Origin of the sequence: Psychrobacter sp. Arc9, assembly GCF_041431295.1 — a bacterium.
GTDB lineage: Bacteria > Pseudomonadota > Gammaproteobacteria > Pseudomonadales > Moraxellaceae > Psychrobacter.
In genome coordinates, this window is the sequence record NZ_JASMRK010000004.1 from 33,054 (window position 1) to 59,659 (window position 26,606).

Consider the following 26,606-nt stretch of genomic DNA (forward strand, 5'->3'; position numbering starts at 1 on the left):
ATGAACACAACTATGTTTAACCGCAGGCGTTTTTTGACAGGATCTTCTACCTTGTTAGGGGCATCCATGCTGTCCACCCTACCGTCTATTGCCAATAGTGCGCTCGGTAAAGGCCAGCAGAATGTAGCCATCAACAGTGATAAAGCCGACCATATCGTACCTATCTTAACTGGGAATGAGTTTGATCTGTATGTCAGCAAGAAGCCCGTCACTGTCAATGGCAAGTCGAGTATGGCAACACTGATTAATGACTCGCTACCAGCACCAACGCTAAAGATGCGTGAAGGCGATACCGTAACTATCCGTGTTCATAACCAGATGAATGAGTCAACCTCTATTCATTGGCATGGCTTGCTGGTACCTTTTGAGATGGATGGGGTGCCAGGTATCAGTTTCGATGGTATTCCCGCGAACAGCACCTTTACCTATAAATTCAAACTTAAACAATCAGGCACCTATTGGTATCACTCACACAGTGGCTTTCAAGAGCAAACCGGTATGCTTGGTGCTATCGTCATTGAACCCAAAGGCCGTGAGCGTCATCCTATCGAGGAAGACCATGTAATCGTGCTGAGTGATTGGACGCACCGCGATCCGCACAATCTCTTGAAATTGCTCAAACAGCGCGCTGACTTTGATAATTATCATCTGCCAGATTTCAAAAAACTATTGTCTGATATCGCCGCAACAGATTTAGAAGCCGCTTATGACAAGCGCAAAATGTGGAATCAGATGCGCATGATGCCGACGGATTTTACTGATTTATCTGGCGAAAAGACCTTTACCTATCTGATGAATGGTAAGACCACAGCGGCTAATTGGACAAAGCTAGTAAAAGCAGGACAGCCCGTTAAATTACGCTTTATCAATGCTTCAGCGCAAACCATTTTTGATGTGCGTATACCGGGTCTCAAAATGACTGTGGTGGCAACAGATGGTATTGATGTCGCACCTGTTGCGATTGATGATTTCCGCATTGGCGTGGCTGAGACCTATGATGTCATCGTCACGCCTACTCAAGATGCACATACGATATTTGCCCAAAATATCGATCGTTCAGGCTATGTCGCGACCACGCTTGCGACCAAGAAAGGCGCTCGTGCTGCAATACCTGCTATGGATCAGATCGAATGGCTGACCATGGCCGATATGATGGGTGCGATGGGTGATAAAGGCTACAAAGCAAAGCATGCCAAGACCGAGTATGACTTTAAATCTGATATGCGTGTCGACAGTCCACGTATGAACCTAGATGATCCCGGTATCAACCTGCGTAATATCAATCGTGACGTACTGAATTATAGTCAGCTGCGCTCTGTCGATGAGGCCATATTTGTAGAGCAGCGTAAGCCTACCCGAGAGATTGAGCTACATTTAACGGGTAACATGGAGCGCTATATTTGGGCTTTAGATGGTGTCATGTTTAAGGATGCAACGCCTGTCAATATTAAGCCTAACGAGCGCGTGCGTATCACCTTAGTTAATGACACGATGATGAACCACCCTATGCATCTGCATGGTATGTGGAGCGACTTGCGCACGCCATCTGGAGACTTTCAGGTACGTAAACATACGATTGTGGTGCAGCCTGCGCAAAAGATTAGCTTCGATGTGACGGGTGAATTTGGACGATGGGCGTGGCATTGCCACCTGCTTTATCACATGGAAGCTGGTATGTTCCGAGAAGTTGCCGTCGTTTAACAAACCTTCGAATATGAGGCTTATTATGAAAATATCTAAGAAAAATCTGCCATTCATTGGTTTGTCATCACTAGTCTTGCTCGCATCATCTTTTGCAGCAGCTGCTGAGATGTCGAATATGGATCACAGCGGCATGGATATGTCCGATATGGATCATAGCGGCATGGATATGTCGGGTGATATGTCTAGTATGGACCACAGCGGCATGGATATGTCAGGCGATATGTCTGATATGGAGCACAGCAGTATGGATATGTCGGGTATGCAAGGTGGGCAGCCACCAGCTGATGCTCGCAGTCCAGACTATTCAAATGGGGTTCCATACGGGCAGTATGGTAAACCCATGATGATGGGCAGCATGCCATTATGGGGAGTCTCAGTAGACGACTTGGGCTATCAGTTTGATGAGGATCAAATCAACTTCGAAGCGATGGGTTGGTATGGTACTGATAGTAACCGTATAAGACTACGCACGGAAGGTAGTGCTCAGACTAAAGATGATAAAGAAATCGATAGCTTGAGCTCGCTTGCTTATTGGAAACCACTGAGCATTTTCTGGAATGGTGAAGCTGGTGTCGCTTACGATACTGAAAACGATAACGCTGCCATAATGGCAGGTATTGTCGGTACCGCGCCTTATTTTATCGAAACGGATGCGAGAGCCTACTTATATACCGATGGTCAACTTCGTCTTGATTTGGGCGCAGAGTACGAATGGCGTTTAGATCAGCATTGGGTAGTCATACCGGAGGTGGGATTAACTGCCTTTAGTAAAGATGACCATGATAATGGTATTACCAAAGGTTTTAATGAGATGGAAACCGAGGTAAGGCTGACTTACGAGACGTTCAGTCGCCAACTAGCCCCTTATGTGGGCGTGAGTTATGAGACAGCGCTTGGCAAGGCTCGTGGTCAACGACGTCAAGAAAATGAATCGGTTGATAGCAGTAGTTTGACTGCGGGGGTCAAATTCTGGTTCTAATTTTATTAAAATAATAGGGGATATACTATGAATACTTCAGATCAAAACAACATGGATCATCAACAGGGCATGAACCCTTACGTAAAGTTCACCCTGATGATTGTGACGTCTACGATTGTGATGTACATCATGATGTATTTCAATACTTATGAATGGGATCATATTTATTTTAGTGAAACCCGAGCTTATATGGCGCTCTACATGGGTGCCGGTATGGCAGTGGTCATGTTGGCATTTATGACTAATATGTATAAGAAGACCAAGGTCAACTTAATGATTTATGGTCTAAGCGTATTGATGTTTGCTGTTGGTATTTGGGGCGTGCGATCACAAGCAACTGTCGATCAAGTCGATTGGATGCAGGCAATGATACCGCATCACTCGATTGCTATTCTCACCAGTAGCCGCGCTGATATTGAAGATCCGCGTGTACAGCAGCTTGCTGATGATATTATAAAAGCCCAAAAGCGTGAAATCGCTGAGATGAAGCAGTTGATTGATGAGCTTGAATAAGAGAATGGTGTACCAGTGAACGCTGCGAAAAGCGATTACTTTTTTCTGCTCAGACGCTCAATGACCCAGCCTGCTAGTGGGAAAGACACCAGCTGTGTCAGTGGAACAAGTATTATCGTTTCAATTAATACCACCACTGGCAGGCTTAATCCTTGGGTCACAGGCTTCAATAACGTCAATACGATTAGGAGCGTTGGATAAAGTCCGACATATCCTATCAATATGCGTATAAGTCTGTCTTTGGAATTCTGATTCATTGCCTACTACCTATTGATAAAACGATAAAAGAAAAACCTTTAAGCGACAAAAACAATAATTGTCGCTTAAAGATTGACTGTCTGTGAATATCCAACAAGTCACAAATTTATAAATGAAAATAAGGCCATTAGTATTAATGGCCTTATCTCAGTCACTGTTTATGTACTTTGCTATTCTTGATAGTAAGGATAATCACTGTAGCCCACATCAGTACCACCATACATCGTGGTAGGATCTACTTCATTCAATGGCCAGTTATTGGCAATACGCTCTGGCAGATCAGGATTGGCGATAAAAGGACGACCAAACGCGAATAAATCACCGTAGCCTTTTTCTAAAATGTTCACAGCTTTTTGTACCGTGTACTTGCCAGCATAAATAATACGGCCTGAAAACTCTTCTCTGACTGCTTGATAAAAAGTGTCTGGTAAATCAGGCGCATTATCCCAATCAGCTTCTGCAATGGACAAATAAGCAATACCCGCTTGCTCAAGCAATTTGACTGCTTCGACATAGGTATGATGGGGATCTGACTCTACCAAGCCTAAATACACGCGCGTCTCATCCGTACTCGCAAATAATGGCGCAAAGCGTACGCCTAAACGATCAGCACCCACCACATCACTGACAGCAGCGACGATTTCTTTTAAGAAGCGCAAACGATTGGTCAACGACCCACCATATTGATCATCACGGTGATTGGTGTGCTCAGAGATAAACTGATTGACCAAATAACCGTTAGCACAATGCAGCTCTACCCCATCAAAACCCGCCTCTAATGCATTGCGTGCAGCCTGAGCATACATCGTTACCAACTCACCAACTTCATCGGTACTGAGAGCGCGTGGCTCACTTGGATCAGCCAATGCACCTTCGCCTGGACCCGTTTCAATAAATACTTTGACGTTATCAGCGGTAATATTAGACGGCCCTACCGGCTGAGCACCATTAGGCTGCAAGCTGGTGTGCGACACACGGCCTACATGCCAAAGCTGAGCAAAAATAATACCGCCTTTGTCATGTACTGCTTGCGTGACTTTTTTCCAACCTTCAACTTGGGCTGATGAATGGATACCTGGCGTCCAAGCATAACCTTGACCTCTTGGCTCAATCTGCGTACCTTCCGTCACCATAAAGCCTGCTGACGCACGCTGTGCATAATAGCTGGCCATTAAGTCATTAGGGATATTGTCAGGTTGCGTGCTACGAGAGCGTGTCAATGGCGGCATTACGATACGGTTGTTGAGCGTATAAGGCCCAAGTGCTACAGAGGAAAATAATGTCTTTGTATCTGGAATAGTTTGTGTCATAAGTATCTCTTTTAAAGCAGCTGATGGCTTATTATTGAATGTATTGAGCCTGTTTTAATGCTTAATAGCTCATTTAGTGGCTACTTAAGCAATGTTGGTCAGCATAGCGTTTTGCAGGTACAATTAGAAACAACTGTTTATTGTTTAAGATACAATTATTAATGGTATGAAATTATGAATGGTATGAATCGGCTCGATATCAAGCAACTTAGAGTATTGCAGGCGCTACTTGATCTAAAAAACTTGTCGCAAGTCGCACGCAAAATGGGGCTGACCCAACAAGCCATCAGTGAGCAGTTACGCAAGCTACGTGAGGTGTTTGATGATCGTTTGTTTATTCGTCAAGGCAATAGCATGGTGGCAACACCAAAAGCGCTATCGATGCAGCAACCTATTGACCATATATTAAAGCAGTTGGAAGATTTGTTAGAGCCAGAGATTTTTATGCCGCACACATACAAAGGCATATTTACGATTAGTGCGACTGACTATGCGACGCAGGCATTATTACCGCAATTGTTTAATATTACGCGACGCAACGCACCAGATTTGAAGTTAATCGTACGTGATTTTGCCTCAGACAATATCAATCAGCTGATTGCAGCAGGCGAGCTTGATTTGTTGATTACCTTCCCTGAATTTATCCCTGATAACTTATCGTATGTCACTCTGTTTGAAGAGCAACATTTATGCGTGACGGGTTGTGAAAATACCTTTGCCACAGAGCCATTAACGCTGGCGCAAGTGGCTGCGAACCCACAGCTGGTGGTATCGCCTTCGCGTGCCAACTTGCGTGGCTCACATGATCAATGGTTCGCTGAAAAAGGCCTTAAGCGAAACATCGTGATGTCAGTACCTAGCTTTTCAGCCGTGCCAGATATTCTGCATACCACCGACATGATTGCCTTTTATCCTGCGCGACTACTGCCAAACGATAAAGTTAAAGAGCTTAAAGTAGAAGCCTTACCGCCCACCTTTAAGGTAATAGCCGCTTGGCATCCACGTACTAATGACAGTGGTATACATCGCTGGTTAATTGAGCAATTACGAAATCTATAATAATTAACTTAGCTATAGCCAACCTTGAAACGACATCGAACACTCTTAAACTTGATGTAAGTATTATCTAGACTAAACATGGTTCTACACAAGATTCTAGACGGGTGCACATAATCACCTTAGTAACAGTTTCTTAAAATAACAGTCTTTTAAACATAGTTATCCTACGCAATACTCTCCAAATTGGGTATTAAATCATTACTGCTTATCACTTTATCAACATCAACAAACTCACCTTTACCCATGGCGCCAAGATTATAGTCTGCAAACTCATGATATAAAGTGACCACATCACCCATAATCAATAGTGCAGGGGTTGGCAGTTTTGCTTCAGCTTGCTGATCAGCGATATCACTTAATGTGCCGATAAGTACTTGCTGCGTTGGCATACTGGCATGACTAATGATAGCAAAAGGCGTTTCGCTGTCACGTCCGCCTGCTATCAACCCTTGTGTCATCTCATGCAAACGGTGCAAACCCATGTAAAACACAACTGTCTGGCTGCTGTCCATTAGCTCACTATAATCGTTATTAGGCGCGCCATTTTTTTTGCAAGCAGTAACAAACTTGACCGATTGAGCATGGTCACGGTGCGTTAGTGGAATTCCTGTACGGCTAGCAGCGGCACTGGCGGCAGTAATACCTGGAATAGACTCAAAATGAATGCCATGACGTACCACTTCCTGTAGCTCTTCGCCGCCGCGTCCAAAAATAAAAGGGTCGCCACCTTTTAAGCGAACCACCATCTTACCTGCCAGCGCGTGTTTGACCAGTAGCTCGTTAATACTTTCTTGTGGCAATGCATGATTGGCGCGGCGCTTACCAACGAATATTTTTTCAGCCGTGCTCGCGCACATATCCAAAATATCCTCAGACACCAGACTGTCGTATAACACTACCTCTGCGCGCTGCATTACTCGCCACGCTTTTAATGTTAATAGCTCAGGGTCACCAGATCCTGCGCCAATCAGATGCACAGTGCCTCTTTTGGTGCAAGTTTGCACGTTTTCTGCGCAGTGTTGATCCATTAGCTGATAGGTCTCATGCATTGAGGTAGCGGCAGATATATTGGTCATGGTGGTGACTCCTGATAACAGCGTGAATACAGCAAAATGGGCAACCACAAGCAAAGTTGTCAATAAACCCCTACCCTAAAATGGCTTATTGTTCATAACACAACACTCAACCAGTAATTGCATATAAAAGGCTGCAAGCGACGTGCCATAACATCATTTAAGCTTGTGCCAATGGGCCGCATTCTGCGATTAATGCGTTAATTTGCCCCACGCAAGAGCCACAATTGGTACCTGCTCGGCACTGCTTACCCACTGCCGTCGCACTAATACAACCATGCTGTGTGATAGCGTTGAGAATGGTATTTTTTCCAACTGACATACATGAGCACACTAAAGGTCCTGGATCAACATAGCCGCTGGCAGGCCGCCCCGCTAGCAACCATTTATATCGTTGATTAACAGGTATTTGACTAGTATCCGTAAAGCAGCTATCGAGCCAACGTACACTCGGTAATTGGGTTTGCGTTGGAGCAACATAAATAGCCATAATCAGTTGTGTGCTGGGTCTCTCATCATCAGATGACCCACTATTTATGGCAGCGTTATTTGAGTCCGTCTCAGGCGCAGATTGCGTCACAATAAAACGCAATTGATTCTGTACATTATCGACCGTAAACGCCGTATGCATGACACGCTCTTGACAGTTTGGCTGTGATAATGATTGCATAGAGGCCATAAACTGCTGCCAAAACTCGGGGCACGCTAAGGTACTGCTAGCCTCCACCATCGGGCTAGCGAGATTTATCAAGACACTGTTATTTTGATGACTCAAACTCCAAGTAAGTGCAGGTAATGCCTCTGGCAAAATATTATTCGAATGTGCTTCGCATTTTGTTTCAGACAATTCTTTCTCTGACGATTGCGCAGAAAAATTGGCCAAAATAGTACGTAGTTGCACTATAACGGCGTCTTGCCACTCAGGATGCACCAAAATCTTGCCAAATGATTGCATAGGAACGGACGTGACACTGATCGCCGAATTTTTGAGCTCTGGCTGCCCTGAATGTGGATCGACGACTGTTGGAATAAGGGGACCTACCCGAGCAAAGCTAGCAAAAGCATTGCTCCAATGCATGGGCATAAACGCATCACCAACGCGCAACGTATCGCTAATGGCAACTTGCGCCATTACGGTACTTGCGGGCTCGTTGCCATCCCTAGCCGTACTCATCGCGATATCAATGACTATGCCATTATTGGTCACGCCGTTCTCATAACTTTCATACTTTCCGTAGTTTTCATACCTACGATGCAGTTGCACAAAATCATTGTCTTGAACACCTAGCTGCCGTGCATCATTAGGATGTATGGTCAGTGTCGGTACTGGCTGATGTTGATTTAACTGCGATGCAAGGCCAGTGCGAGTCATGGTGTGCCATTGATCACGCAGCCTGCCAGTAATCAGGCGTACATGAAACACTTCGTTTTCAGATTGAGTATCATACTCAACCTCGTGTTTAGAGGGTGTTCGATTATCAACAATCAGTTGGGGTTTTTGCCTGCTTTGATATCGATGCCCATTAGCTACGCTCGCTTCATTAGAGGGTGTAATAGCGATTAACTGTGACTTAGTAATAGTAGCAGCGGAATTAATAATCTCGTTTTCTAAAGGTTTTATCTTATCAATCATAGAGATACGCGTGCCACCCCATTGAAACGGTAGCATCTCTTCGTATGCTTGCTGACTGAGTACGATTGGCTGATGTATTTGATTGCCGTTCTGGTTAATATGCTGGCTAATATATTGTTGAGCAGGTTTATCGGCTGGTACCTCATCTGTCATTAAAGCAGACAAGTCTTTGCTAAGGTTCAGATAACGAGGGTAATTCTTATTAGAGTGAGATGTTCTGTGGCTATGCGTATTACCATCAGCGGTCAATGCCACATGCTCATTAAATATCTCGCTAGGATGTTGGTAATCAAACCCCGTTAATCCCATTCGTGTGGCAACTTGAGACAGTATCCACCAATCTGGTTTGGCAAGCCCTGCTGCAGGCATTAATGTCCGCTGCCGAGAGATACGCCGTTCAGAATTGGTGACCGTTCCAGATTTTTCACCCCACCCTTGAGCAGGCAGTACAATGTCGGCACACTTTACCGTATCACTGTCTACCGAGCAATCAGAGACAATTACCAAATCACATGCAGCAAGCGCTTGACGAAAATTATCCGCATCTGGCAAGCTGACCACAGGGTTGGTGGCCATAATCCAAATGGCCTTGATACGACCATCCAATATGGCAGCGGCAGCATCGCAGGCTTTGACACCCACGTTTGGGGAGATAGGTTGAGGCGACTGCCAAAAGTCTGCCACAAGCTGACGATGATCGGCATTGTCTAGTTCTAAATGCGCCGCCAACAGATTTGCAAGGGCGCCGACTTCTCGTCCACCCATTGCATTAGGCTGTCCAGTAAGTGAAAACGGACTGGCCCCTACTTTGCCCACACGCCCCGTGAACAAATGGGTATTGGTAATAGCATTGACCTTATCGGTTCCGCTTTGTGATTGATTAACGCCCATACTAAAGGCAGTGACTGTTTTATCAGTGGCGGCAACGCATTCATAGAACTGGCGGATACTATCTGCCGACACTTGGCAGGCGTGTGCAACTTTGTCAATGCTCCATGCTTTGGCAGCATTCACCGCATCATCAACGCCCAAGCTTTGGTTAACATATTCATCATCTTGGCAACCCTGCTGATCTAGGTAATGCAGCAACCCATTATATAAATGTGTATCCGTACCCGCAGCAATTGGTAAATGCAAATCAGCAAATTCACAAGAGTCCGTACGGCGCGGGTCTATTACAATCAGTTTTTTATTAGGATTGGCTTTTTTGGCTGCTAAAAATCGACCAAACAAAATAGGATGGCACCACGCCATATTGGAGCCTACCAGTACCAATAAATCACAAGCTTCCAAATCCTCGTAATTACCCGGCACAAGGTCTGCACCAAACGCACGTTTGTGCCCAGCTACTGCAGATGACATACACAGCCGAGAGTTGGAGTCGATGTTATTATTACCAATAAACCCTTTTATAAATTTGTTAGCCACGTAATAGTCTTCAGTCAGCAATTGACCTGAGACATAAAACATAATGCTGTCTCGCCCGTGTTTAGCGATAGTGTCATTTAAACGACTGGCTACGTCATCTAAAACGGTGTCCCAGTCTGTCTGATTTATAAGTGGCTTGTCGGATACGTCTATAGCATTGAAATCATTACCCAATTGCATAGGCTGATGCTGTTTCATGACTGCTTGCTTGTTTTGATAATATGGCTCGGTCAAGCGGCGCGCAGTGCCCAGTGTTTGTGCTAGCGCACTCCCTTTGGAGCACAATTTACCAAAGTTAGCCGGATGCTCAGGATCTCCTTTAACGCTCAGCACCTCTGTCTCATTTACGCTCGCTAAAACACCGCATCCCACTCCGCAATAAGGGCACGTCGTGCGGATAGTAGTGATAGAGCTATCAATCAAATCGCCATCAGAAGACGTCAGTGCTTTTTTTATATTTTTGGCAGCACTTATATCATGTGTTTCAATGACGCAGTCTGTTGCTTTTTGCACGCTATTAGGTAGGCCGTTCGATTTATTAGCTGATACTACTTTGCTTGCAGCAGATTCATTGGCAATAGCGTCATTCATAATGCATCCTCTAACAGTTCAGCCGCTTTATGATGATCGACGTTCTTGTCTGTCTCATTAAATTCTATATCTACTTCCGTAGTTGGCAAATTGTTAAGTGTGATTTCATCCAAATGACAATATGCCTCACCAAATATGAGTGTGTCTTTGATGGACGTAATATCAACGTTATCTATAATCAACTGGCTATAAAAGCTGCCATCGCTGGTGTCCCCATAAAGCACAGCACCAATGAGTTTGTTTTCTTTGAGGTACAGACAATGATAATGGTTTAATTCAGGCTGACGATATACGAGGGTTTCAACAGTATCAGCGGCTTCGTCATCAAAAGCGATTTGCCCTGCAGAAAATGCCGACATACCAGATACTTTTAATTTTAATGACAACGGTTTGCTCACAAAAGGAACCCAGTGATCTGGCACGGTGATTTGGCCATCTATTACGTTTGTATCGTTTTCTATCAAATCCTTTGATGCTAAATTACTTGAAGTCGAATTACCTAATATCAAGCCATCTTTTAAAACCGTGACCAACGTATCTACTTGTTGATTGACCGGCGCCACCATTCCAAATAGCTCGCCCTCTCGCTCTATACACTCACCAATCGCATAAACATTGGGACAACTGGTATGCATAAAATCATCGACCACAATACCGCGATTAACCTCGATCCCGCTTTGCTTGGCAAGCGCTGTATTGGGTATCACACCCACTGCCATCACGATAAAATCGGCCGCTAGCGTGCGCCCGTCCTTTAAAGATAATCCGCATACTTCTCCTGCACCATTCATCTCAATGGCCTCAGTATGGGCAGAAACCGCGAGACCAACCCCTCGGCGACTGAGCTCAGCTTGCAAAAGCTCGGCAGCTGGCAGGTCTAGTTGGCGATTGAGTACATAAACATCCATATGAATGACCGTCATGCTCGCGCCCTGTGCCGCCAACGCGCAGGCAGCCTCCAATCCCAGTACGCCACCGCCAATCACCAAACCCGTTTTTCCTTGGCTAGCATAGTCCATCAGAGCGGTCACATCGGCAAGGTCTCGAAACACATGCACGCCCTTAGCTGTGTGATTGGGGAACGGAATGACTCGGGCAGTTGACCCTGTAGCCATTACTAACTTGACATAGTTGAGTGTTTGCCCATCATCCAATTCAATACACTGGCACTTAGTATCTATTGTCTCTACTGCAACCCCAGCCAGCACGGTAATACCCAGCTGCTCATACTCTGAGTTGTCATATAAATAAGTATCTTCAAACGCTGTGTCGCCAGCCAATACTGGTGACAGCATAATGCGGTTATAGCCCACTTGCGGCTCTTTACTGATTAACGTAATTGGCAAACGGGCGGTGTCATCATTTGAGTGCGTGCGAGCAAGCTCAATGGCAAAACGACTGCCTGCCATGCCCGCTCCGATAATAACGATGCCAGCGTTTTTTTGATGGTCTGATGCTAAGGCGTGAGTGTTGGTATGAGTATCTACCCTAGTGGAGGCTTGCGACATAGATAGCGACATAGATAGCGACATAAACAGAAAATTCCTTAGCCGCGCGGAGCAGCATTGAATGCAAAACAGCGTGTCATGAAAAGTACGCCAACAACAATAAAATGATGACAAACTCTATGAAGCAAATGCCATGCCATACTAGTAGAGGGTTACGCTTAATGAGAGGCTCTGGGTCGCGGCTGTGCGCCTTATTATCGGGGTTAAAATCTTGTAAAAACTCACCAATGGCTTGATAGCGCGCGTTAGTATTGACATGCAGCGCACGCATGAGTGCCTGTTGGCTGGTGTCAGGTACGTTCTGTTGCCGTAGCGGCTGCGCGGGCATCATTAGTGTTTGGTTTGGCATCATTAGTGTTTGGGTATTAAATGGCAATTGCCCCGTCAGCAGTTCATAACCAATCACTGCAATCGAGAACAAGTCAGAATGCACGCCTTTTGGTGCATCGGTGTAATATTCTGGTGCAGCATAGTGCAAATCACCATTTGGTGGTCGGGTGCTGTCTTTTAAGATAGAGGAACTGGCGGAACCAAAATCAATGAGTTTGACGGCGCCTGATTTGGTTAAAAGAATGTTTTCGGGTTTGATGTCTTGATGCAACAGATAGTTGCGATGCATGACTCGAACCGCCATGCCAATTTTGGTGAGTAAATCAAAGGTTTGCCACACATCACAAGGCGCATGACGATCCATAAAGTCCCGTAGACTCTCACCGGCGATATATTCAGTCAAATGATATAAGTATGTGGTACTTGCTGGTACCGGATAATAACGCAGCAGCCCCGACTCACTGAGCCCAGAACCCACGTTATGACCAATATTGTTGGATGCAGGATTGACAGACAATCGATTGGGATCAGCTTGATTGTAAGCCGACTCGCCTGCGCGGCGATGTTTTGATAGGCTCAAACCAATTTTACGTTCTTTTAAAAAATCACGCAGATAGTGACCATCGGCGACCGAATCTAAACTGGGTGATTTTAGAACAAAGTCATTATTGTATTCATCTTGCACCCAGTACACGTGACTGCGAGCCGTACGAGCGATAATACCAATCACAGTAAAGCCATCAATATGGTCGCCTATCTGTAAACCAGTTGGAAGCTGGTAGCGATTCACATCATGTATGACCGTATCCAGATTTTCAAAGTCAATGCCATCAAAATGACCAATACCCTTAGAGCCATTGATAGAAGTAAAATGGGCTGAGCGTGTGTTCATACTCAGCATGACCATGCTTAGATTGTCATGACTGCCTGCACTAAAGGCTTGCTCGCACACGGCTTGACTGGTGTTAAACCCTAGCGGTAATTTGTGTGTAGTAGCCATCAACTGAAATATATCAGTCGCACTGCTGCACAGCTCAAATTGCAACTCTGTGGGCTCTATATGCTCATACACCCCATCTGTCATAATGGCCAAACATTCGTTTTGATGAAGGGTAAATACCGATTGTTGTAGCTCTAACTGGCTATCTGCGCCGATAGCCGCAGCAAGCGCTCCTTTGTCTTGGCCGCGGTGCACGCGATGATCTTTGCTCAATACTGTCAGACAATCTACCCCAACGCGGTATATTCGAGAGTCGCCTGTATGAAACAGGTGAATACGGTCACCGATACAGAGCAAGCCTGATAACGTAGACAACAACGGCGGCACCCGTTGATACGATTGAGGAAAATATAGAATATCGTTGGCTTTGTTGACTGCTGTTTTGATAATAGTGGCGACTTGATCATCATCAAAACTGATGGATGACGTCTCATCTTGTGATTGTGCCAGTGCAGTCAACCCCAATGTTATTTTGTGGGCAATGGTATTCACTACCAGTCGACTTGCCTGTTTTGGAAACTGACAAGCGCTGACCCCATCTGCCATCAGCACCAATAATGGGGCTGATGAGGACGGGTGAGATACTGCATGAGGCATTGAGCGATTAGCATTAGATGATTCTGCACCTGAACATTGATAGGGCAAGCAGGTGGTGATAAGTAAGCTGTCTTGGTTTTCAGTCTTGCGACCTGCCATAGTGAAAAAATCAAGCCACCATAATGCAGTACTGGCATCAACAATATCCTTACTGTCACCAGTCTTATCAATAGCGTGGCTATCAATGCGCTGGCTGACATCGTTGGTAACAAACTGACCTGAGCCTATTAGAGATGACGGATTGCCTGTATTAAAATGAACCGCCATCTCATCAGCGTTTTGGTACATATCACCATCCGCATTTTGACTATTGTTTCTATTGGCGTGTGCTATCGTCATCTGTCTTCACCCCGTACTATCTATGACTCACTTGTATTTCGGCAAATGTGCCATCTGGCATCTCTTCAATAATGATGCCTTCTGGCTCTTTTAAGAGAAACAAAGCAAAGAATCCAGCCACTGCTGTCGCGGCAATTACAAAGAAAAACACTTGATAAGACACCAGGCTCAACACCGTTAAATACACCACTGATCCAACATTGCCATACGCGCCTGTCATCCCTGCAAACTGCCCTGTCATACTGCGTTTGATCAGAGGAATCACTGCAAAAACAGCACCCTCACCTGCCTGTACAAAGAATGAGCAAAACATTGTGATTAACAATGCCAATGCCAGTGGCCACGTTGAGTCAAGGAAGCCCATTAATAGATACCCGATGGCCAAACCAGCTGTCAAAATCAACAAAGTAATTTTGCGACCAAACTTATCACTGAGCCAACCGCCACCTGGGCGTGACATGAGATTCATAAAGGCATAGCTCGATGCCAATACCCCTGCCATCACAATCGATAAACTAAAAGTTTCTTGGTAAAACAAAGGAAGCATCGACACGACGGCAAGCTCTGAGCCGAACGTAGCAAAATACAAAATATTTAAAATACCTACTTGCTTAAAATCATAACGATGCGCCACTGGTACAGGCGTGGTGAAAACCTCTTTATTAAAGCGGTAGCTACTGATGAACTCGTAAACATACAGTATCGCAAGGCCGATATAGACCATGGTGACACTAGACTGGCTCAGCAAGCTCACACCATCAGGTGATAGTTTCCACGCCAATAGGGCCAATGCCAAATACATAGGCAGTTTAAAAACCATCATTAACCAAAAATCACCTGATGACGTCACCATCATGGCACCTGATTTTTTGGGTTTAAAATAAGTAGCTCCTTTGGGTGTATTACGCGCCATCTTATAAAAAATGATGCTATAAATCGCCATCACAACTCCTGACGTGGCTGTTGCATAACGCCAACCTTCATCACCACCGAACACTGCTGCGGCACCAATCGCGATAGTCGGCAATAACAGTGCCGCTGCTGCTGAGCCGAAATTACCCCACCCCCCATAAATGCCCTCAGCTGTTCCCAATTCATTGGTTGGAAACCAATCGCTCATCAAACGGATACCCACCACAAAACCTGCACCCACAAAACCCAGTAAAAACCGAGACAGTGCCAAGGTGTTGTAATCCTGCGCGAACGCAAAGGTAAAACAAGGAATAGCACCAATGGCTAAAATGGCGGTATAAACAATACGAGGGCCAAAACGGTCTGTCAGCATCCCGATAATCACGCGGGCAGGAATAGTCAGTGCCACGTTTAAAATGAGTAGCGTTTTGACTTGATCTTTACTCAGATTGAGTGTTTCTCCAATCGCTGATAAAAATGGTGCATGGTTAAACCATACAAAAAAGGTAAGGAAAAATGCCATCCAACCTAAATGAAGGATTTTATTTTTACCCGTAAATGACAAAACATTAAGCTTGTCTTTACTAGGTGCAACGGGGGCTGATGATGACATAGGCAACTTCCTCAAATGATTAACTTCAGGGTTCTGACAACGTACTAAAGGTACTAAGTGTTCAAAAAATGCAGTATTCAAATATGATAAGTAGCAATGTTTCAAGCAGTGCAATGGTTATGCCAGTTATTTATGTACGCTGCCAAATCCGTATAAAGATCAGCACTCGTTAATTATCCAAGCGCCTTTACTGGCGGGTCTATAACCATTACCACACCTGACGCTTATGCTAATAAAGCATTAACACAGCAGATTTAAAACACTCCATCAGCCTCCCTTATAAACAGCAATAACATCCAACTTGGGGCACTGTAGTGTCTATTTTGGTGCATTAATTTTTGATATCACTGTCGTTAACAATCGTGTTCACCCTGATTTTTGGCAAATAGTGGCGCTAACTATACTCACGTAAAAACCTTTGTACATAAGTGACTCGAACCGATACGGTATACCTTTATGTCTGATGGCAACACGCAAAAACCTAGCTAATCGAAGTGCTCTGGCATGATTATTGAATGCTCTGTAATAGTAGGTATTAAATGCTGTTTATCAGCTGTTGTTGAGAGACGGAGCCGTTTATAGCGTGATAAAAAATAAACGATGTCCGTATTCAACCAGCCCCATTACTAAGGACAGACGCATGATTAGCACTGCATTGAACACAGAAAACAAAGGCAATTTGGTGGTGATTGGCAACGGTATGGTCGGTCATCACTTTATTGAACGAGCAATTGAGCAAGGACTGCACCAGCAATTTGATATTCATGTATTTGCTGAAGAAGACCGCCCTGCTTATGACCGTGTTTATTTGTCGAGCTACTTTGAACATAAAGATGCCAGTAAGCTGAACCTAGTAGATTTAACGGCTTACGAATTATCAAAAGTTAATTTGCATTTGAATCAATGCATTGTAGATATCGATTCTGCCAGTCAGCGTATTACTACTGAGGCAGGCGAGATTATTGAATACTCTGAATTGGTGCTAGCGACGGGCTCATATCCTTTTGTGCCGCCCATCCCAGGCCGTGAGCATCCGCATTGCCACGTATACCGTACCATTGCGGATTTAGATGAGATTCTAGCGATTGCTGAGCTGCCCACTGTCAAAAAAGGCGTGGTGGTTGGTGGTGGTCTACTGGGACTTGAGGCCGCAAAAGCGCTCGTTACGCTAGGGCTGGATACCTATGTGGTCGAGTTTGCGCCGCAATTGATGGGCGTTCAGCTCGATGCAGCTGGCGGTGAGATTTTAAAGCGAAAAATAGAAGCACTTGGTGTCAAAGTGCTGACGGGGAAAAACACCAAAGAGATTCTGTCTAATACTGCACCCAACTCTGATGACACCAGCGGTGATGATCAACATTTAACCATGCAGTTTACAGATGGCACCTCTCTAACGACTGATATGATTGTATTTAGCGCTGGTATTAGACCGCAGGATGGCCTCATTAAAAACAACCCCGAATGCGGTATCGAAATGGGCGGGCGTGGTGGCATCTTGATCAATGAGCAATGTCGCACCAATGCTGATCATGTTTATGCCGTTGGAGAGTGCGCAGTATGGGACAACAAAGTATTTGGTCTGGTGGCTCCCGGCTACAACATGGCTAGTATCTGTGCTGCGCAAATTGCTGGTGATAGCAAGCAGATATTTACGGGTGCTGACATGAGCACCAAGTTAAAACTGATGGGTGTTGATGTGGGTAGTATTGGCGACGCACATGGTACGAGTGACGGCAGCTTGAGCTACGTGTATCAAAACCCTGCTGAGGGGATTTATAAAAAACTGGTCACCACACCGGATAACAAACGCTTGCTTGGTGCTGTATTGGTAGGCGACACCGAAGACTATAACAACCTATTGCAATTGTATTTAAATGACATTGACCTACCCGCACACCCAGAAAGCCTGATATTACCCAATGTCGAAAAACCCGTGATGGGCATCGACAATCTGCCAGATACCGCCACGATCTGCTCTTGTTATAACGTGACCAAAGGTGCTATCTGCTTGGCCGTCGAAAACGGCGCATACTCCGTCAGCGATGTAAAAACCGTGACCAGTGCCGGTAGTGGCTGTGGTGGCTGCGCACCTATGGTCAAAGATACGGTCAGCTATCAACTCACCGCCATGGGTTTTGAAGTAAACAATGACTTGTGTGAGCACTTTGCTTACTCTCGTCAGGATTTATATAGCCTGATTCGCGTGCACGGTATCAAAACCTTTGATGAATTACTGACTGAACATGGTAGCGGCCATGGTTGTGAGATATGTAAACCGACAGTCGCCTCTATTTTGGCATCGTGCTGGAATGACTACGTACTCAAAACCGAGCTGACACCACTACAGGACAGTAACGATTACTACTTAGGTAATATCCAAAAAGACGGCACTTATTCCGTCGTACCGCGTGTGCCGGGCGGTGAAATTACTGCAGACAAGCTCATCGTACTGGGTCAAGTGGCAAAGCAGTTTAATTTGTACACCAAAATCACTGGTGGGATGCGGGTCGATCTGTTTGGCGCACGCATGGAGCAATTGCCTGATATTTGGACGCAACTGGTGCAAGCAGGCTTTGAGACTGGTCATGCCTATGGTAAATCTTTACGTACCGTAAAATCTTGTATCGGTAATAACTGGTGCCGCTACGGCGTCGATGACAGTATTGGCCTCGCCTTGAGATTAGAAGATCGTTATAAAGGCGTGCGCTCACCGCACAAAATCAAGATGGGTGTGTCAGGCTGTATGCGCGAATGTGCTGAGGCGCAAAGTAAAGACTTTGGCATGATTGCGACTGAAAATGGCTGGAATTTATTTGTCTGCGGTAATGGTGGTATCACTCCGCGTCATGGCGAGCTGTTCGCCACCGATCTCGATACCGAAACCATGGTCAAATACATCGACAGAATCATTATGTTCTATATAAAAACAGCGGACAAGCTACAGCGCACCTCAAAGTGGCGTGAAAGCTTAGATGGCGGGCTTGATTATCTAAAAGCCGTCATTATCGAAGACAGTTTGGGCATAGCAGATGAGCTCGAAGCACAAATGCAATTATTGGTCGACAATTACGTGTGTGAGTGGGCAGCGACGATTAATGACACCGAAAAACTCAAACGTTTCCGTCATTTTGTAAACAGTGAGAAAGGCGATGATAATGTCGTTTTCGTGACTGATCGTGAGCAGATTCGCCCAGCGACTGATGCGGAAAAAGCAACCATCAACCTGGTTGAATTGGCCTAGCCAATGATGAGTGCCTTGTTTGTTATCACAACAAGCAAGGTGCTGTTTTTTCCACTCATGTTTTTAGACTCAAGTTTTACGACTCATTTTTCTCAAATCATGTTTTGCAAATTGCAGCTTATCACTCACGATTTATCATTCATACAGAGCAATATTATCATCACTAAGGATACCGCCTCATGAACCAACAGACTATTTGTACACTTGACGATATCATTCCTGAAACCGGTGTCTGCGCCCTGATAGATGGCAAACAAATTGCTATCTTTCGTACCAAAGAGAACGATTTATTTGCTCTTGATAACTACGATCCATTCAGTCAAGCCAATGTACTGTCACGGGGGTTGATTGGTGGAACCACGATTACAGATGATACAGGAACAGCAAAAGAAGTGCTTTATGTGGCCTCGCCCATCTATAAACAACGCTTTAACCTAGCTACTGGCCAGTGTTTAGATGATGAGAGTATTGTGCTCAATACTTATAAATTTGAGCTTGACGGAAATAATGTAGTGGCAAAATATATCAAATAAGAGATAACATCTCTTATTTGATATATTGTTAATAACTGCTCTATTAACATAAACCAACCTTTGATTCTGAGATTCAAAGGTTGTTTTATTTTTGACAATTACGCTGAAACACTGTGATCTATGCTTTTTAGAATACTTACCCAAACTGAAAGGCAGACAATTGCGTTTTTAGCACTTGCTGGGAGTAAATCTTTTGCCCTTTGTCACGTCCTGCTGCACCCACCGCTATCATAAGCGGCAACAAATGCTCCTCTGCCCCTAACGGATGTGAGTCAAGCGCGTGAGGAGCATTTTTCCAATTGGCCAATGCCGCAAGTCGTTTATCCGAATCTGCTAATTCCACAGTATTCGTTAGCCATTCATCAAAACGCTCTGATGGTTCAGTAAAACTAGTATCACCATAACCACGCATATTATGAAAGCTCATGCCGCTACCGACGATTAGCACACCCTCTGTACGCAGTGATGCCAGTGCTTGACCAGCAGCTAAATGCGCCTTCGGGTCTAAATCATGACGCAAAGATAGCTGCACCACTGGAATATCTGCCTCAGGGAACATTAGCTTAAGCGGTATAAATACGCCATGATCAAAACCGCGCTCCGCATCTTGTTTATTACCTACCCTTGCCTTTGTCAGTAGACTACTGACTTGCTCTGCCAATGCTGGCGCGCCTAAGGCTGGATAAGTCAAACTATAAGTATGCTCAGGAAAGCCATAATAATCATAAATGAGATCAGATTGTTTACCAGCGGTGATACTAAATTCAGCCGTCTGCCAATGCGCACTAATGATCAAGATAGCCTTTGGTCGCTCAGGCAAACGAGCAGAAATACCCTTTAAAAACGCTGCCATCTCATGCCACGTATCCGCTGGTTGCCAATCCATAAAAAAACAAGGCCCTGCACCATGCGGTATAAACAGTACAGGCTGGCTAACTGACTCATTAGATAAAAGTGTTGTCATAACTTTCCCCTTGTTGCTTGTCTTAAATGGCTATTTTCAAATGGCTCTATTCAGTAAAATTGAATGACCCCATTTACAACTATAAAACCTATCCTAATTTTTCTGATAATACTTTATCCATACTGAGGGAGCCGCCACCTTGAATAGCTAGGGCAAGCGTAGCTACCATCAATGTTAATGCATATTCATAACCACCATTATCAGCGAACAGCCCATTACTGATATGGACAGAAAAAATAGCCACTAACATGGTAAAGGCTGCGGCTAAAGCAGCTGGTCTGGTTAGCAGGCCTAACACCAGAGCCAGACCACCGAAGAACTCAGCACCACCTGCTAGTATCGCCATTAAGTAACCCGGCTCCATACCCATACTGCTTAACCATTGAGCCGTACCTGCCAATCCATTGCCACCAAACCAGCCAAACAACTTTTGGGCGCCATGGGCTGCTAAAATTAAGCCAACGGGTACCCGAAGAACTAAGGCCGCCAGTCCAGCTTTTGATGACAAAATAGTATCTAATAGTGATGATTTCATTGATGCTTACTCCATAAGGTATGATTAAAATAAATAGTGTCGAAAATGATATAGGCACACTTTACTATCAACGCTACAAAAGAGTAAGCTCAGTTATATTGAATAATTATCAACATACTGTTTATAATTGATTTGATATTGAGAGAAATATAGGAATAAATATGGATAGAATCGATGCCATGCGCGCTTTCGTCGCGGTAGTGACAGAAGGTAGCTTTAGCAAAGCGGCTATTACGATGCAGCTCTCGCCGCAGCTAGTAAGCAAATATGTAGCAAAGCTAGAGGAGGAACTACATACTCGTCTGCTCAACCGCACTACGCGCAAAGTCAGCCTGACTGAAGCTGGCAGTCAATACTTTACGCATGCGCAGCAGATTTTATTGAGTATTGATGAGATGGCATCGCAGTTAGGCGGCTTACAGCAGCATCCCAAAGGCGTCCTGCGCATCAGTGCGCCCGTGTCCTTTGCCTTAAAGCATATGGCAAAACTCATCACTGATTTTCAGGATCGCTATCCGTCAGTTACCGTTGATCTGCAGTTGAGTGATCGAAAAGTAGATATCGTTGAAGAAGGGTTTGATATTGCCCTGCGTATCGGACAGCTCCAAAGCTCATCGCTTATCGCCAAGCAGATTGCTCCGATTCGCGTGGTGTTATGCGCCTCGCCCGAGTACCTCAAAGCTCATGGCACACCTAAGCAGCTTGAGGATTTAGAGTCGCATCGCTATTTGCATTATAGCTATATGAATGTAGAAACTAAGGGTCAAATCTACAAATACCTAAAGACCAAACAATTCAAAGAACATAGCGTTTTTCATAGTAATAATGGCGACGTACTCGTTGAAGCAGCTATTGCAGGCGGAGGATTGATATTACAGCCGACTTTTATTGCTAGTGAAGCGTTGAGCTCTGGCAAGTTGGTCGTAGTGTTGCCAGAATATGAACCTAGCCCTTTAGGCTTATATGCCGTCTACGTCCATAGAAAACTACTAGCTCACAAAGTCAGATGCTTTATCGACTTTATGACCAACTACTATGGCACGCCGCCGTACTGGGATGAGAATATATAGCTTTAAACATAGAGACATAAAAAAGCCACGACACATTATGTATCGTGGCTTTCGGTTCAAGCAAACTTAAGCAAGCACTGATTTAATAATCAGATCCAACCTTCTTCTAATAGGTGCTCAGTATTGCTGATTTTAAAATTATTGCATAAGTCATAGAATGCCATTGGGTCTTCAACATTATCGAGTAATTCTCTTTTATGCAGTGCCACAAACAGCGCCAACGCATACGCTGCACTATGGATAGATTTTTTAGGATTAAAGGTAATATCAGTGAAGCCCTGATATTGAATCACTTCCTCATGCAGCTGAGGGTTTTGCTTGAGCGCATTCACGTACAGCCAATCATAAAATGTTGTTAACGGCTCTACGCCCCATTCCATACCAAAGTAGTTGTAACCAATGAGCTCGCCCGAGGTCATCAATCGCTCATCTTTTCTGGCTTGTCTTGGCGCTACTGTTAGCAAATCTGTATAAGGACCACCATCTTCAAAAACCATACTGGCTTGAAAAGCATTTTCGACACTATATGGATTGCCATCATGCTCATCAGTAATCTTTAAACTAAACGGGCTTAGCGGAAAACTTAGCTTATTACCAGATTTACTAGACAGCTCTAGGACGTGCTTAAATCCATACTTTTTACGAATGACTTGTTGTAAGTCATTGATGGATTTTTTCTTTTGTCTGGTCGCAAATCCCACATGCCGCTCAAACATAACCATATCCGTTTTTACCAAATTGTCACTGTTGACTTTGGGCATGAATACGGGTCTTTGTTCTATCGTATTTGGTACTTCTTCCATAGTGATGTGCCTTAATATCAATGGTTTTGTATAAATGTCTTATGTTAACGGTGCTGATATTACCTGCTGTTGACGGTGTACTCTGTCATTGCTAGCAGCATTTCTTATTATTGGTATTTTCTTCGCTAGTAGCCAAATACAGTGAATTGATCGAGAGCTATCGAGAGTTATCGAACCCTATCAGTGCTCGCTGGGCAGTTTATCTTATTATCAGTCATTTATCCTGCCCTATTTTAGAATTAATGCCGCCATACCTTCAACAATAAACCATAATTGAGCTATTTTAAGCTTAACAACGAATATAAGACGCTACTATAAACGGGTTTAAAAGTATCCAAAGAAATCTGCTTGACCTTACCATCATGTCAACCTATATGCTGTCACTATAGATTTGAAAATAAAATTAAAAATATAGTTAAAAACGACAGAGGTTGTTATGAAAACAAAAAACATTAAAACTCCTACTTATCATGAAGTGCTGAGCATTGAAGGCATGAGTTGCGCATCTTGTGTTGGACGTATCGAAAAACAATTAAAAAATATTGAGCACGTTGAAAACGCCGAGATAAATCTTGCCACTGAACAGGCGACTGTTTACTCATCTCAACCTTTAGATGTAGCCCAGTTAAACAAAGCGGTAGAGCGCGCAGGTTATAAGGTGACTGAAACCAAGCCTATCGAGCTATCCATTGAAGGCATGAGCTGTGCCTCTTGCGTTGGACGGGTAGAAAAATCTTTGGCCAAAGTCGCTGGCGTACAACAAGCCACAGTAAACCTTGCGACTGAACGCGCTTGGATTAAAGGCGACGCTCAAATACAAACGAGCGACTTAATTGATGCCGTTAAAAAAGCGGGCTACGAGGCCAAACTGGTAGAACAAGATCAAAGTGATCGACAAGATAAAAAAGCCTCAGAGCAAAATCAGCTTAAACGAGATTTGGGACTTTCTGCGCTGTTGTCACTGCCCGTATTCATTCTAGCAATGGGCTCGCATATGATTCCCGCCTTTCATATGTGGGTGGTGAATAACCTCGGCACTCAGCAAAGTTGGCTGATACAGTTTGTTTTGACAACACTGGTATTACTCTTTCCAGGTCGACGCTTTTATCAAAAAGGCGTGCCAGCCTTATTACGTTTTGCGCCAGATATGAATTCGCTAGTGGCGATTGGTACTATCGCAGCGTATGGCTTTTCTCTGATAGCGACTTTTATCCCGCAAGCGTTACCTGAAGGCACGGTGCACGTCTATTACGAAGCCGCTGCTATGATTGTGAGCTTGATATTACTAGGTCGTTATTTTGAAGCAAAGGCTAAAGGTCGTACTTCTGGGGCCATTCAGCATTTAGTAGGCATGCAGGCAAAGACGGCCCGTATACAGCAAGATGGCAAAGTCAGTGAAGTCCCTGTAGAAGACGTCACTGCACAAATGATCGTTGAGATTCGTCCAGGCGAGCGTGTACCTATCGATGGCGAAGTCGTTGACGGCCATAGTTATATTGACGAATCGATGATTACGGGTGAACCTGTCCCTGTGAAAAAACAAGCCGGCGATCAAGTGGTCGGCGGTACTATCAATCAAAACGGTACCGTGAATATTCGAGCAACGGCCATTGGTGAAGATTCTGTATTAGCGCAAATCATTCGTATGGTAGAACAAGCCCAAGGCTCTAAATTACCGATTCAAGCATTGGTGGATAAAGTCACCCTGTGGTTTGTACCAGCGGTGATGTTTTTATCAGCATTAACCTTTATAGTTTGGTTGATTTTTGGCCCTGACCCTGCTTTAACCTTTGGTTTAATCAATGCGGTTGCCGTGCTCATTGTAGCCTGCCCTTGTGCAATGGGATTGGCCACTCCCACCTCTATTATGGTCGGTACGGGTCGTGGTGCCGAATTGGGTGTGCTATTCCGTAAAGGTGAAGCGCTACAAATGCTTCAGGACGTGAGCGTGGTTGCCGTTGATAAAACAGGCACATTGACTGAAGGCAAACCTACGTTAACGGATTTCCAAGTCCAAAAAGGGTTTGAGAAAGAACAAGTCCTACGTGTGGTGGCATCGGTTGAAGCAAAATCTGAGCATCCCATTGCCTTGGCCATTGTACAAGCAGCAGAACAACAGAGTATTCAACTGCTGCCTATCACTGATTTTGAGGCGATGACAGGTTTGGGTATTCAAGCAAACGTGGCAGGCCAAGTGATTCATATTGGCGCGGATCGTTATATGCAACAATTGGGGCTTGATGTTGCGCCTTTTGCACAAGATGCGCTACGTTTGGGACAAGAAGGTAAAACCCCACTCTATGTATCGATTGACCAGCAATTGGCTGCTATCATCGCCGTTGCCGACCCTATTAAAGAGACGACTCATGCCGCCATCGCCGCACTACATCAGTTGGGCTTAAAAGTGGCCATGATTACAGGTGATAATCGCCATACCGCCCAAGCGATTGCCACAAAATTGAATATCGATCAGGTAGTAGCAGAAGTATTACCTGAAGGAAAAGTGGATGCAATACGCCAGTTGCAAGAGCAATATGGCCGAGTGGCATTTGTTGGTGACGGTATCAATGATGCCCCTGCATTGGCTCAATCTGATGTTGGATTGGCCATTGGTACAGGCACAGACGTGGCGATTGAGGCGGCTGAAGTGGTGCTAATGTCAGGTAGTCTGCAAGGCGTTCCTACTGCGATTGCCTTGAGTAAAGCTACCATCAGTAATATCAAACAAAATCTGGCTTGGGCATTTATTTATAATATTGCCTTGATTCCGATTGCCGCAGGTGTCTTGTATCCCGCATTTGGTATCCTGCTCTCACCCATTTTTGCGGCAGGCGCCATGGCACTGTCTTCTATTTTCGTATTGGGTAATGCGTTACGCCTCAAGTACTTTAAAGTATAGTCAGCGAACTACTAAACCGCTACAGAGTAAATATAGAATCGTAAAGGATATCCATATAGGGTTTAAACATTAATGCTTAAGCCCTTTCTAGGTTAGGAGGAAAAATATGAATATTGGTCAAGCATCCAAAAAATCCGGCATCTCTACCAAAATGATTCGCTACTATGAACAGATTGGCTTGCTAGAAACAGTCAATCGGTCGAACTCAGGTTATCGCTTGTATTCTAAAGACGATATAGACGACTTATGCTTTTTAAGACATTCTCGTGACTTGGGATTCTCATCCAAGCAAATGAAAGAGTTACTGTATTTGCGCAAAAATGCCAACCGTCAGAGTGCAGATGTTAAGCAACTGACACAAGAGCATATTGAAACGCTAAACCAAAAAATTGCCCAATTGCAAGAGATGGTCAATTCGCTACAGAACTCTTTTGATCATTGTGCAGGCGATGATAATGCAGACTGCGCTATTCTGGATGATCTTGGGCAAGCTAAATAGAGCTCTTAACGAGCATCTCCTAATGTAGAAGGCGTTAAAATGTCAGGTCATGCTGTTTTGCACAACTAAAATAAAAGTAAATATTCATACTGTTCAAGTATTGACGGTCAGCTTAGTGCCCATAGTAGTCGGTGGTAACACAGTCATAAGTTGTGAGTATTATCTGGCTCAAATGTGTAGTGGAGCAGAACCGAGAAAACTGTTAGCAGTTCCGC

At 44.6% G+C, this 26,606-nt stretch carries 19 protein-coding genes; 9 read left to right on the plus strand and 10 right to left on the minus strand.

Features of this window, described 5'->3' with window-relative positions; translation table 11 throughout:
- From QO187_RS03380 to QO187_RS03390, 3 genes are read left to right on the plus strand one after another with little or no spacing between them, the layout of a single operon-like run.
- A complete protein-coding gene (locus tag QO187_RS03380) occupies positions 1–1,701 on the plus strand; it encodes a copper resistance system multicopper oxidase (RefSeq protein WP_371547253.1) in 1,701 nt (566 codons plus the stop codon).
- Positions 1,702–1,726: 25 nt separating this feature from the next.
- On the plus strand, positions 1,727–2,683 hold the full coding sequence (locus QO187_RS03385; protein WP_371547256.1) for a copper resistance protein B: 957 nt from the start codon (positions 1,727–1,729) through the stop codon (positions 2,681–2,683).
- Positions 2,684–2,710: 27 nt separating this feature from the next.
- Entirely contained in the window at positions 2,711–3,196 is a 486-nt protein-coding gene (locus QO187_RS03390) for a DUF305 domain-containing protein (protein ID WP_296207166.1), read from the plus strand.
- Between the two features lie 35 nt (positions 3,197–3,231).
- Here QO187_RS03390 and QO187_RS03395 read toward each other — a convergent pair whose 3' ends face one another.
- Together QO187_RS03395 and QO187_RS03400 are read right to left on the minus strand one after the other, a co-directional pair.
- A complete protein-coding gene (locus tag QO187_RS03395; RefSeq protein ID WP_057760053.1) occupies positions 3,232–3,453 on the minus strand; it encodes a hypothetical protein in 222 nt (73 codons plus the stop codon).
- Positions 3,454–3,624: 171 nt separating this feature from the next.
- Entirely contained in the window at positions 3,625–4,752 is a 1,128-nt protein-coding gene (locus QO187_RS03400) for an alkene reductase (protein WP_371547372.1), read from the minus strand.
- A 186-nt stretch (positions 4,753–4,938) separates the two neighbouring features.
- Between QO187_RS03400 and QO187_RS03405 the strand changes: the two genes are divergently transcribed.
- Positions 4,939–5,823, plus strand: a complete 885-nt coding sequence (locus QO187_RS03405; protein WP_371547259.1) for a LysR family transcriptional regulator — start codon at positions 4,939–4,941, stop codon at positions 5,821–5,823.
- 164 nt (positions 5,824–5,987) lie between these two features.
- On the opposite strand, the gene cobA is transcribed toward QO187_RS03405, so the two are convergent.
- The 5 genes from cobA to QO187_RS03430 form a co-directional block, all read right to left on the minus strand.
- Entirely contained in the window at positions 5,988–6,851 is an 864-nt protein-coding gene (cobA, locus tag QO187_RS03410) for a uroporphyrinogen-III C-methyltransferase (RefSeq protein WP_227522881.1), read from the minus strand.
- Positions 6,852–7,056: 205 nt separating this feature from the next.
- A complete protein-coding gene (locus tag QO187_RS03415; RefSeq protein WP_371547262.1) occupies positions 7,057–10,548 on the minus strand; it encodes a molybdopterin-dependent oxidoreductase in 3,492 nt (1,163 codons plus the stop codon).
- Positions 10,545–11,957: an NAD(P)/FAD-dependent oxidoreductase gene (locus tag QO187_RS03420; protein ID WP_371547375.1), complete on the minus strand. Its 1,413-nt coding sequence runs from the start codon at positions 11,955–11,957 to the stop codon at positions 10,545–10,547. The genes QO187_RS03415 and QO187_RS03420 overlap by 4 nt, the downstream gene beginning before the upstream one ends.
- Before the next feature lie 175 nt (positions 11,958–12,132).
- A complete protein-coding gene (locus QO187_RS03425) occupies positions 12,133–14,082 on the minus strand; it encodes a protein kinase (RefSeq protein ID WP_371547378.1) in 1,950 nt (649 codons plus the stop codon).
- 256 nt (positions 14,083–14,338) lie between these two features.
- Positions 14,339–15,847: a NarK family nitrate/nitrite MFS transporter gene (locus QO187_RS03430; RefSeq protein ID WP_101204539.1), complete on the minus strand. Its 1,509-nt coding sequence runs from the start codon at positions 15,845–15,847 to the stop codon at positions 14,339–14,341.
- A gap of 640 nt (positions 15,848–16,487) precedes the next feature.
- Between QO187_RS03430 and nirB the strand changes: the two genes are divergently transcribed.
- Both nirB and nirD read left to right on the plus strand, forming a co-directional pair.
- Positions 16,488–19,088, plus strand: coding sequence for a nitrite reductase large subunit NirB (nirB, locus tag QO187_RS03435; protein WP_371547264.1), 2,601 nt, complete (start codon positions 16,488–16,490; stop codon positions 19,086–19,088).
- Positions 19,089–19,267: 179 nt separating this feature from the next.
- The gene (nirD, locus tag QO187_RS03440) at positions 19,268–19,621 is read left to right on the plus strand and encodes a nitrite reductase small subunit NirD (protein WP_371547267.1); all 354 of its coding nucleotides are present in this window, start codon (positions 19,268–19,270) and stop codon (positions 19,619–19,621) included.
- 136 nt (positions 19,622–19,757) lie between these two features.
- On the opposite strand, the gene QO187_RS03445 is transcribed toward nirD, so the two are convergent.
- Entirely contained in the window at positions 19,758–20,585 is an 828-nt protein-coding gene (locus QO187_RS03445) for a class III extradiol ring-cleavage dioxygenase (protein ID WP_371547270.1), read from the minus strand.
- A gap of 88 nt (positions 20,586–20,673) precedes the next feature.
- A complete protein-coding gene (locus tag QO187_RS03450) occupies positions 20,674–21,120 on the minus strand; it encodes a DoxX family protein (protein WP_371547271.1) in 447 nt (148 codons plus the stop codon).
- Between the two features lie 161 nt (positions 21,121–21,281).
- Between QO187_RS03450 and QO187_RS03455 the strand changes: the two genes are divergently transcribed.
- Positions 21,282–22,190 carry a LysR substrate-binding domain-containing protein gene (locus QO187_RS03455; RefSeq protein WP_371547274.1) on the plus strand — a complete coding sequence of 303 codons (909 nt, stop codon included), beginning with the start codon at positions 21,282–21,284 and terminating at the stop codon, positions 22,188–22,190.
- Positions 22,191–22,279: 89 nt separating this feature from the next.
- Here QO187_RS03455 and QO187_RS03460 read toward each other — a convergent pair whose 3' ends face one another.
- On the minus strand, positions 22,280–22,993 hold the full coding sequence (locus tag QO187_RS03460; RefSeq protein ID WP_238052607.1) for a hypothetical protein: 714 nt from the start codon (positions 22,991–22,993) through the stop codon (positions 22,280–22,282).
- Between the two features lie 436 nt (positions 22,994–23,429).
- On the opposite strand from QO187_RS03460, the gene QO187_RS03465 reads away from it, so the two are divergent.
- Together QO187_RS03465 and cueR are read left to right on the plus strand one after the other, a co-directional pair.
- Positions 23,430–25,892, plus strand: a complete 2,463-nt coding sequence (locus QO187_RS03465) for a heavy metal translocating P-type ATPase (RefSeq protein ID WP_371547277.1) — start codon at positions 23,430–23,432, stop codon at positions 25,890–25,892.
- 106 nt (positions 25,893–25,998) lie between these two features.
- Positions 25,999–26,391 carry a Cu(I)-responsive transcriptional regulator gene (gene cueR / locus QO187_RS03470; RefSeq protein ID WP_101204531.1) on the plus strand — a complete coding sequence of 131 codons (393 nt, stop codon included), beginning with the start codon at positions 25,999–26,001 and terminating at the stop codon, positions 26,389–26,391.
- Positions 26,392–26,606 lie beyond the last annotated feature (215 nt).

Excerpts from the sequence above, each read along its gene's own strand:
- QO187_RS03380 (WP_371547253.1), top strand. The coding sequence starts at position 1 with ATGAACACAACTATGTTTAACCGCAGGCGTTTTTTGACAGGATCTTCT.
- QO187_RS03385 (WP_371547256.1), top strand. The coding sequence starts at position 1,727 with ATGAAAATATCTAAGAAAAATCTGCCATTCATTGGTTTGTCATCACTA.
- QO187_RS03390 (WP_296207166.1), top strand. The coding sequence starts at position 2,711 with ATGAATACTTCAGATCAAAACAACATGGATCATCAACAGGGCATGAAC.
- QO187_RS03395 (WP_057760053.1), bottom strand. The coding sequence starts at position 3,453 with ATGAATCAGAATTCCAAAGACAGACTTATACGCATATTGATAGGATAT.
- QO187_RS03405 (WP_371547259.1), top strand. The coding sequence starts at position 4,939 with ATGAATGGTATGAATCGGCTCGATATCAAGCAACTTAGAGTATTGCAG.
- cobA (WP_227522881.1), bottom strand. The coding sequence starts at position 6,851 with ATGGATCAACACTGCGCAGAAAACGTGCAAACTTGCACCAAAAGAGGC.
- QO187_RS03415 (WP_371547262.1), bottom strand. The coding sequence starts at position 10,548 with ATGAATGACGCTATTGCCAATGAATCTGCTGCAAGCAAAGTAGTATCA.
- QO187_RS03420 (WP_371547375.1), bottom strand. The coding sequence starts at position 11,957 with ATGGCAGGCAGTCGTTTTGCCATTGAGCTTGCTCGCACGCACTCAAAT.
- QO187_RS03425 (WP_371547378.1), bottom strand. The coding sequence starts at position 14,082 with ATGGCAGGTCGCAAGACTGAAAACCAAGACAGCTTACTTATCACCACC.
- QO187_RS03430 (WP_101204539.1), bottom strand. The coding sequence starts at position 15,847 with ATGTCATCATCAGCCCCCGTTGCACCTAGTAAAGACAAGCTTAATGTT.
- nirB (WP_371547264.1), top strand. The coding sequence starts at position 16,488 with ATGATTAGCACTGCATTGAACACAGAAAACAAAGGCAATTTGGTGGTG.
- nirD (WP_371547267.1), top strand. The coding sequence starts at position 19,268 with ATGAACCAACAGACTATTTGTACACTTGACGATATCATTCCTGAAACC.
- QO187_RS03445 (WP_371547270.1), bottom strand. The coding sequence starts at position 20,585 with ATGACAACACTTTTATCTAATGAGTCAGTTAGCCAGCCTGTACTGTTT.
- QO187_RS03450 (WP_371547271.1), bottom strand. The coding sequence starts at position 21,120 with ATGAAATCATCACTATTAGATACTATTTTGTCATCAAAAGCTGGACTG.
- QO187_RS03455 (WP_371547274.1), top strand. The coding sequence starts at position 21,282 with ATGGATAGAATCGATGCCATGCGCGCTTTCGTCGCGGTAGTGACAGAA.
- QO187_RS03460 (WP_238052607.1), bottom strand. The coding sequence starts at position 22,993 with ATGGAAGAAGTACCAAATACGATAGAACAAAGACCCGTATTCATGCCC.
- QO187_RS03465 (WP_371547277.1), top strand. The coding sequence starts at position 23,430 with ATGAAAACAAAAAACATTAAAACTCCTACTTATCATGAAGTGCTGAGC.
- cueR (WP_101204531.1), top strand. The coding sequence starts at position 25,999 with ATGAATATTGGTCAAGCATCCAAAAAATCCGGCATCTCTACCAAAATG.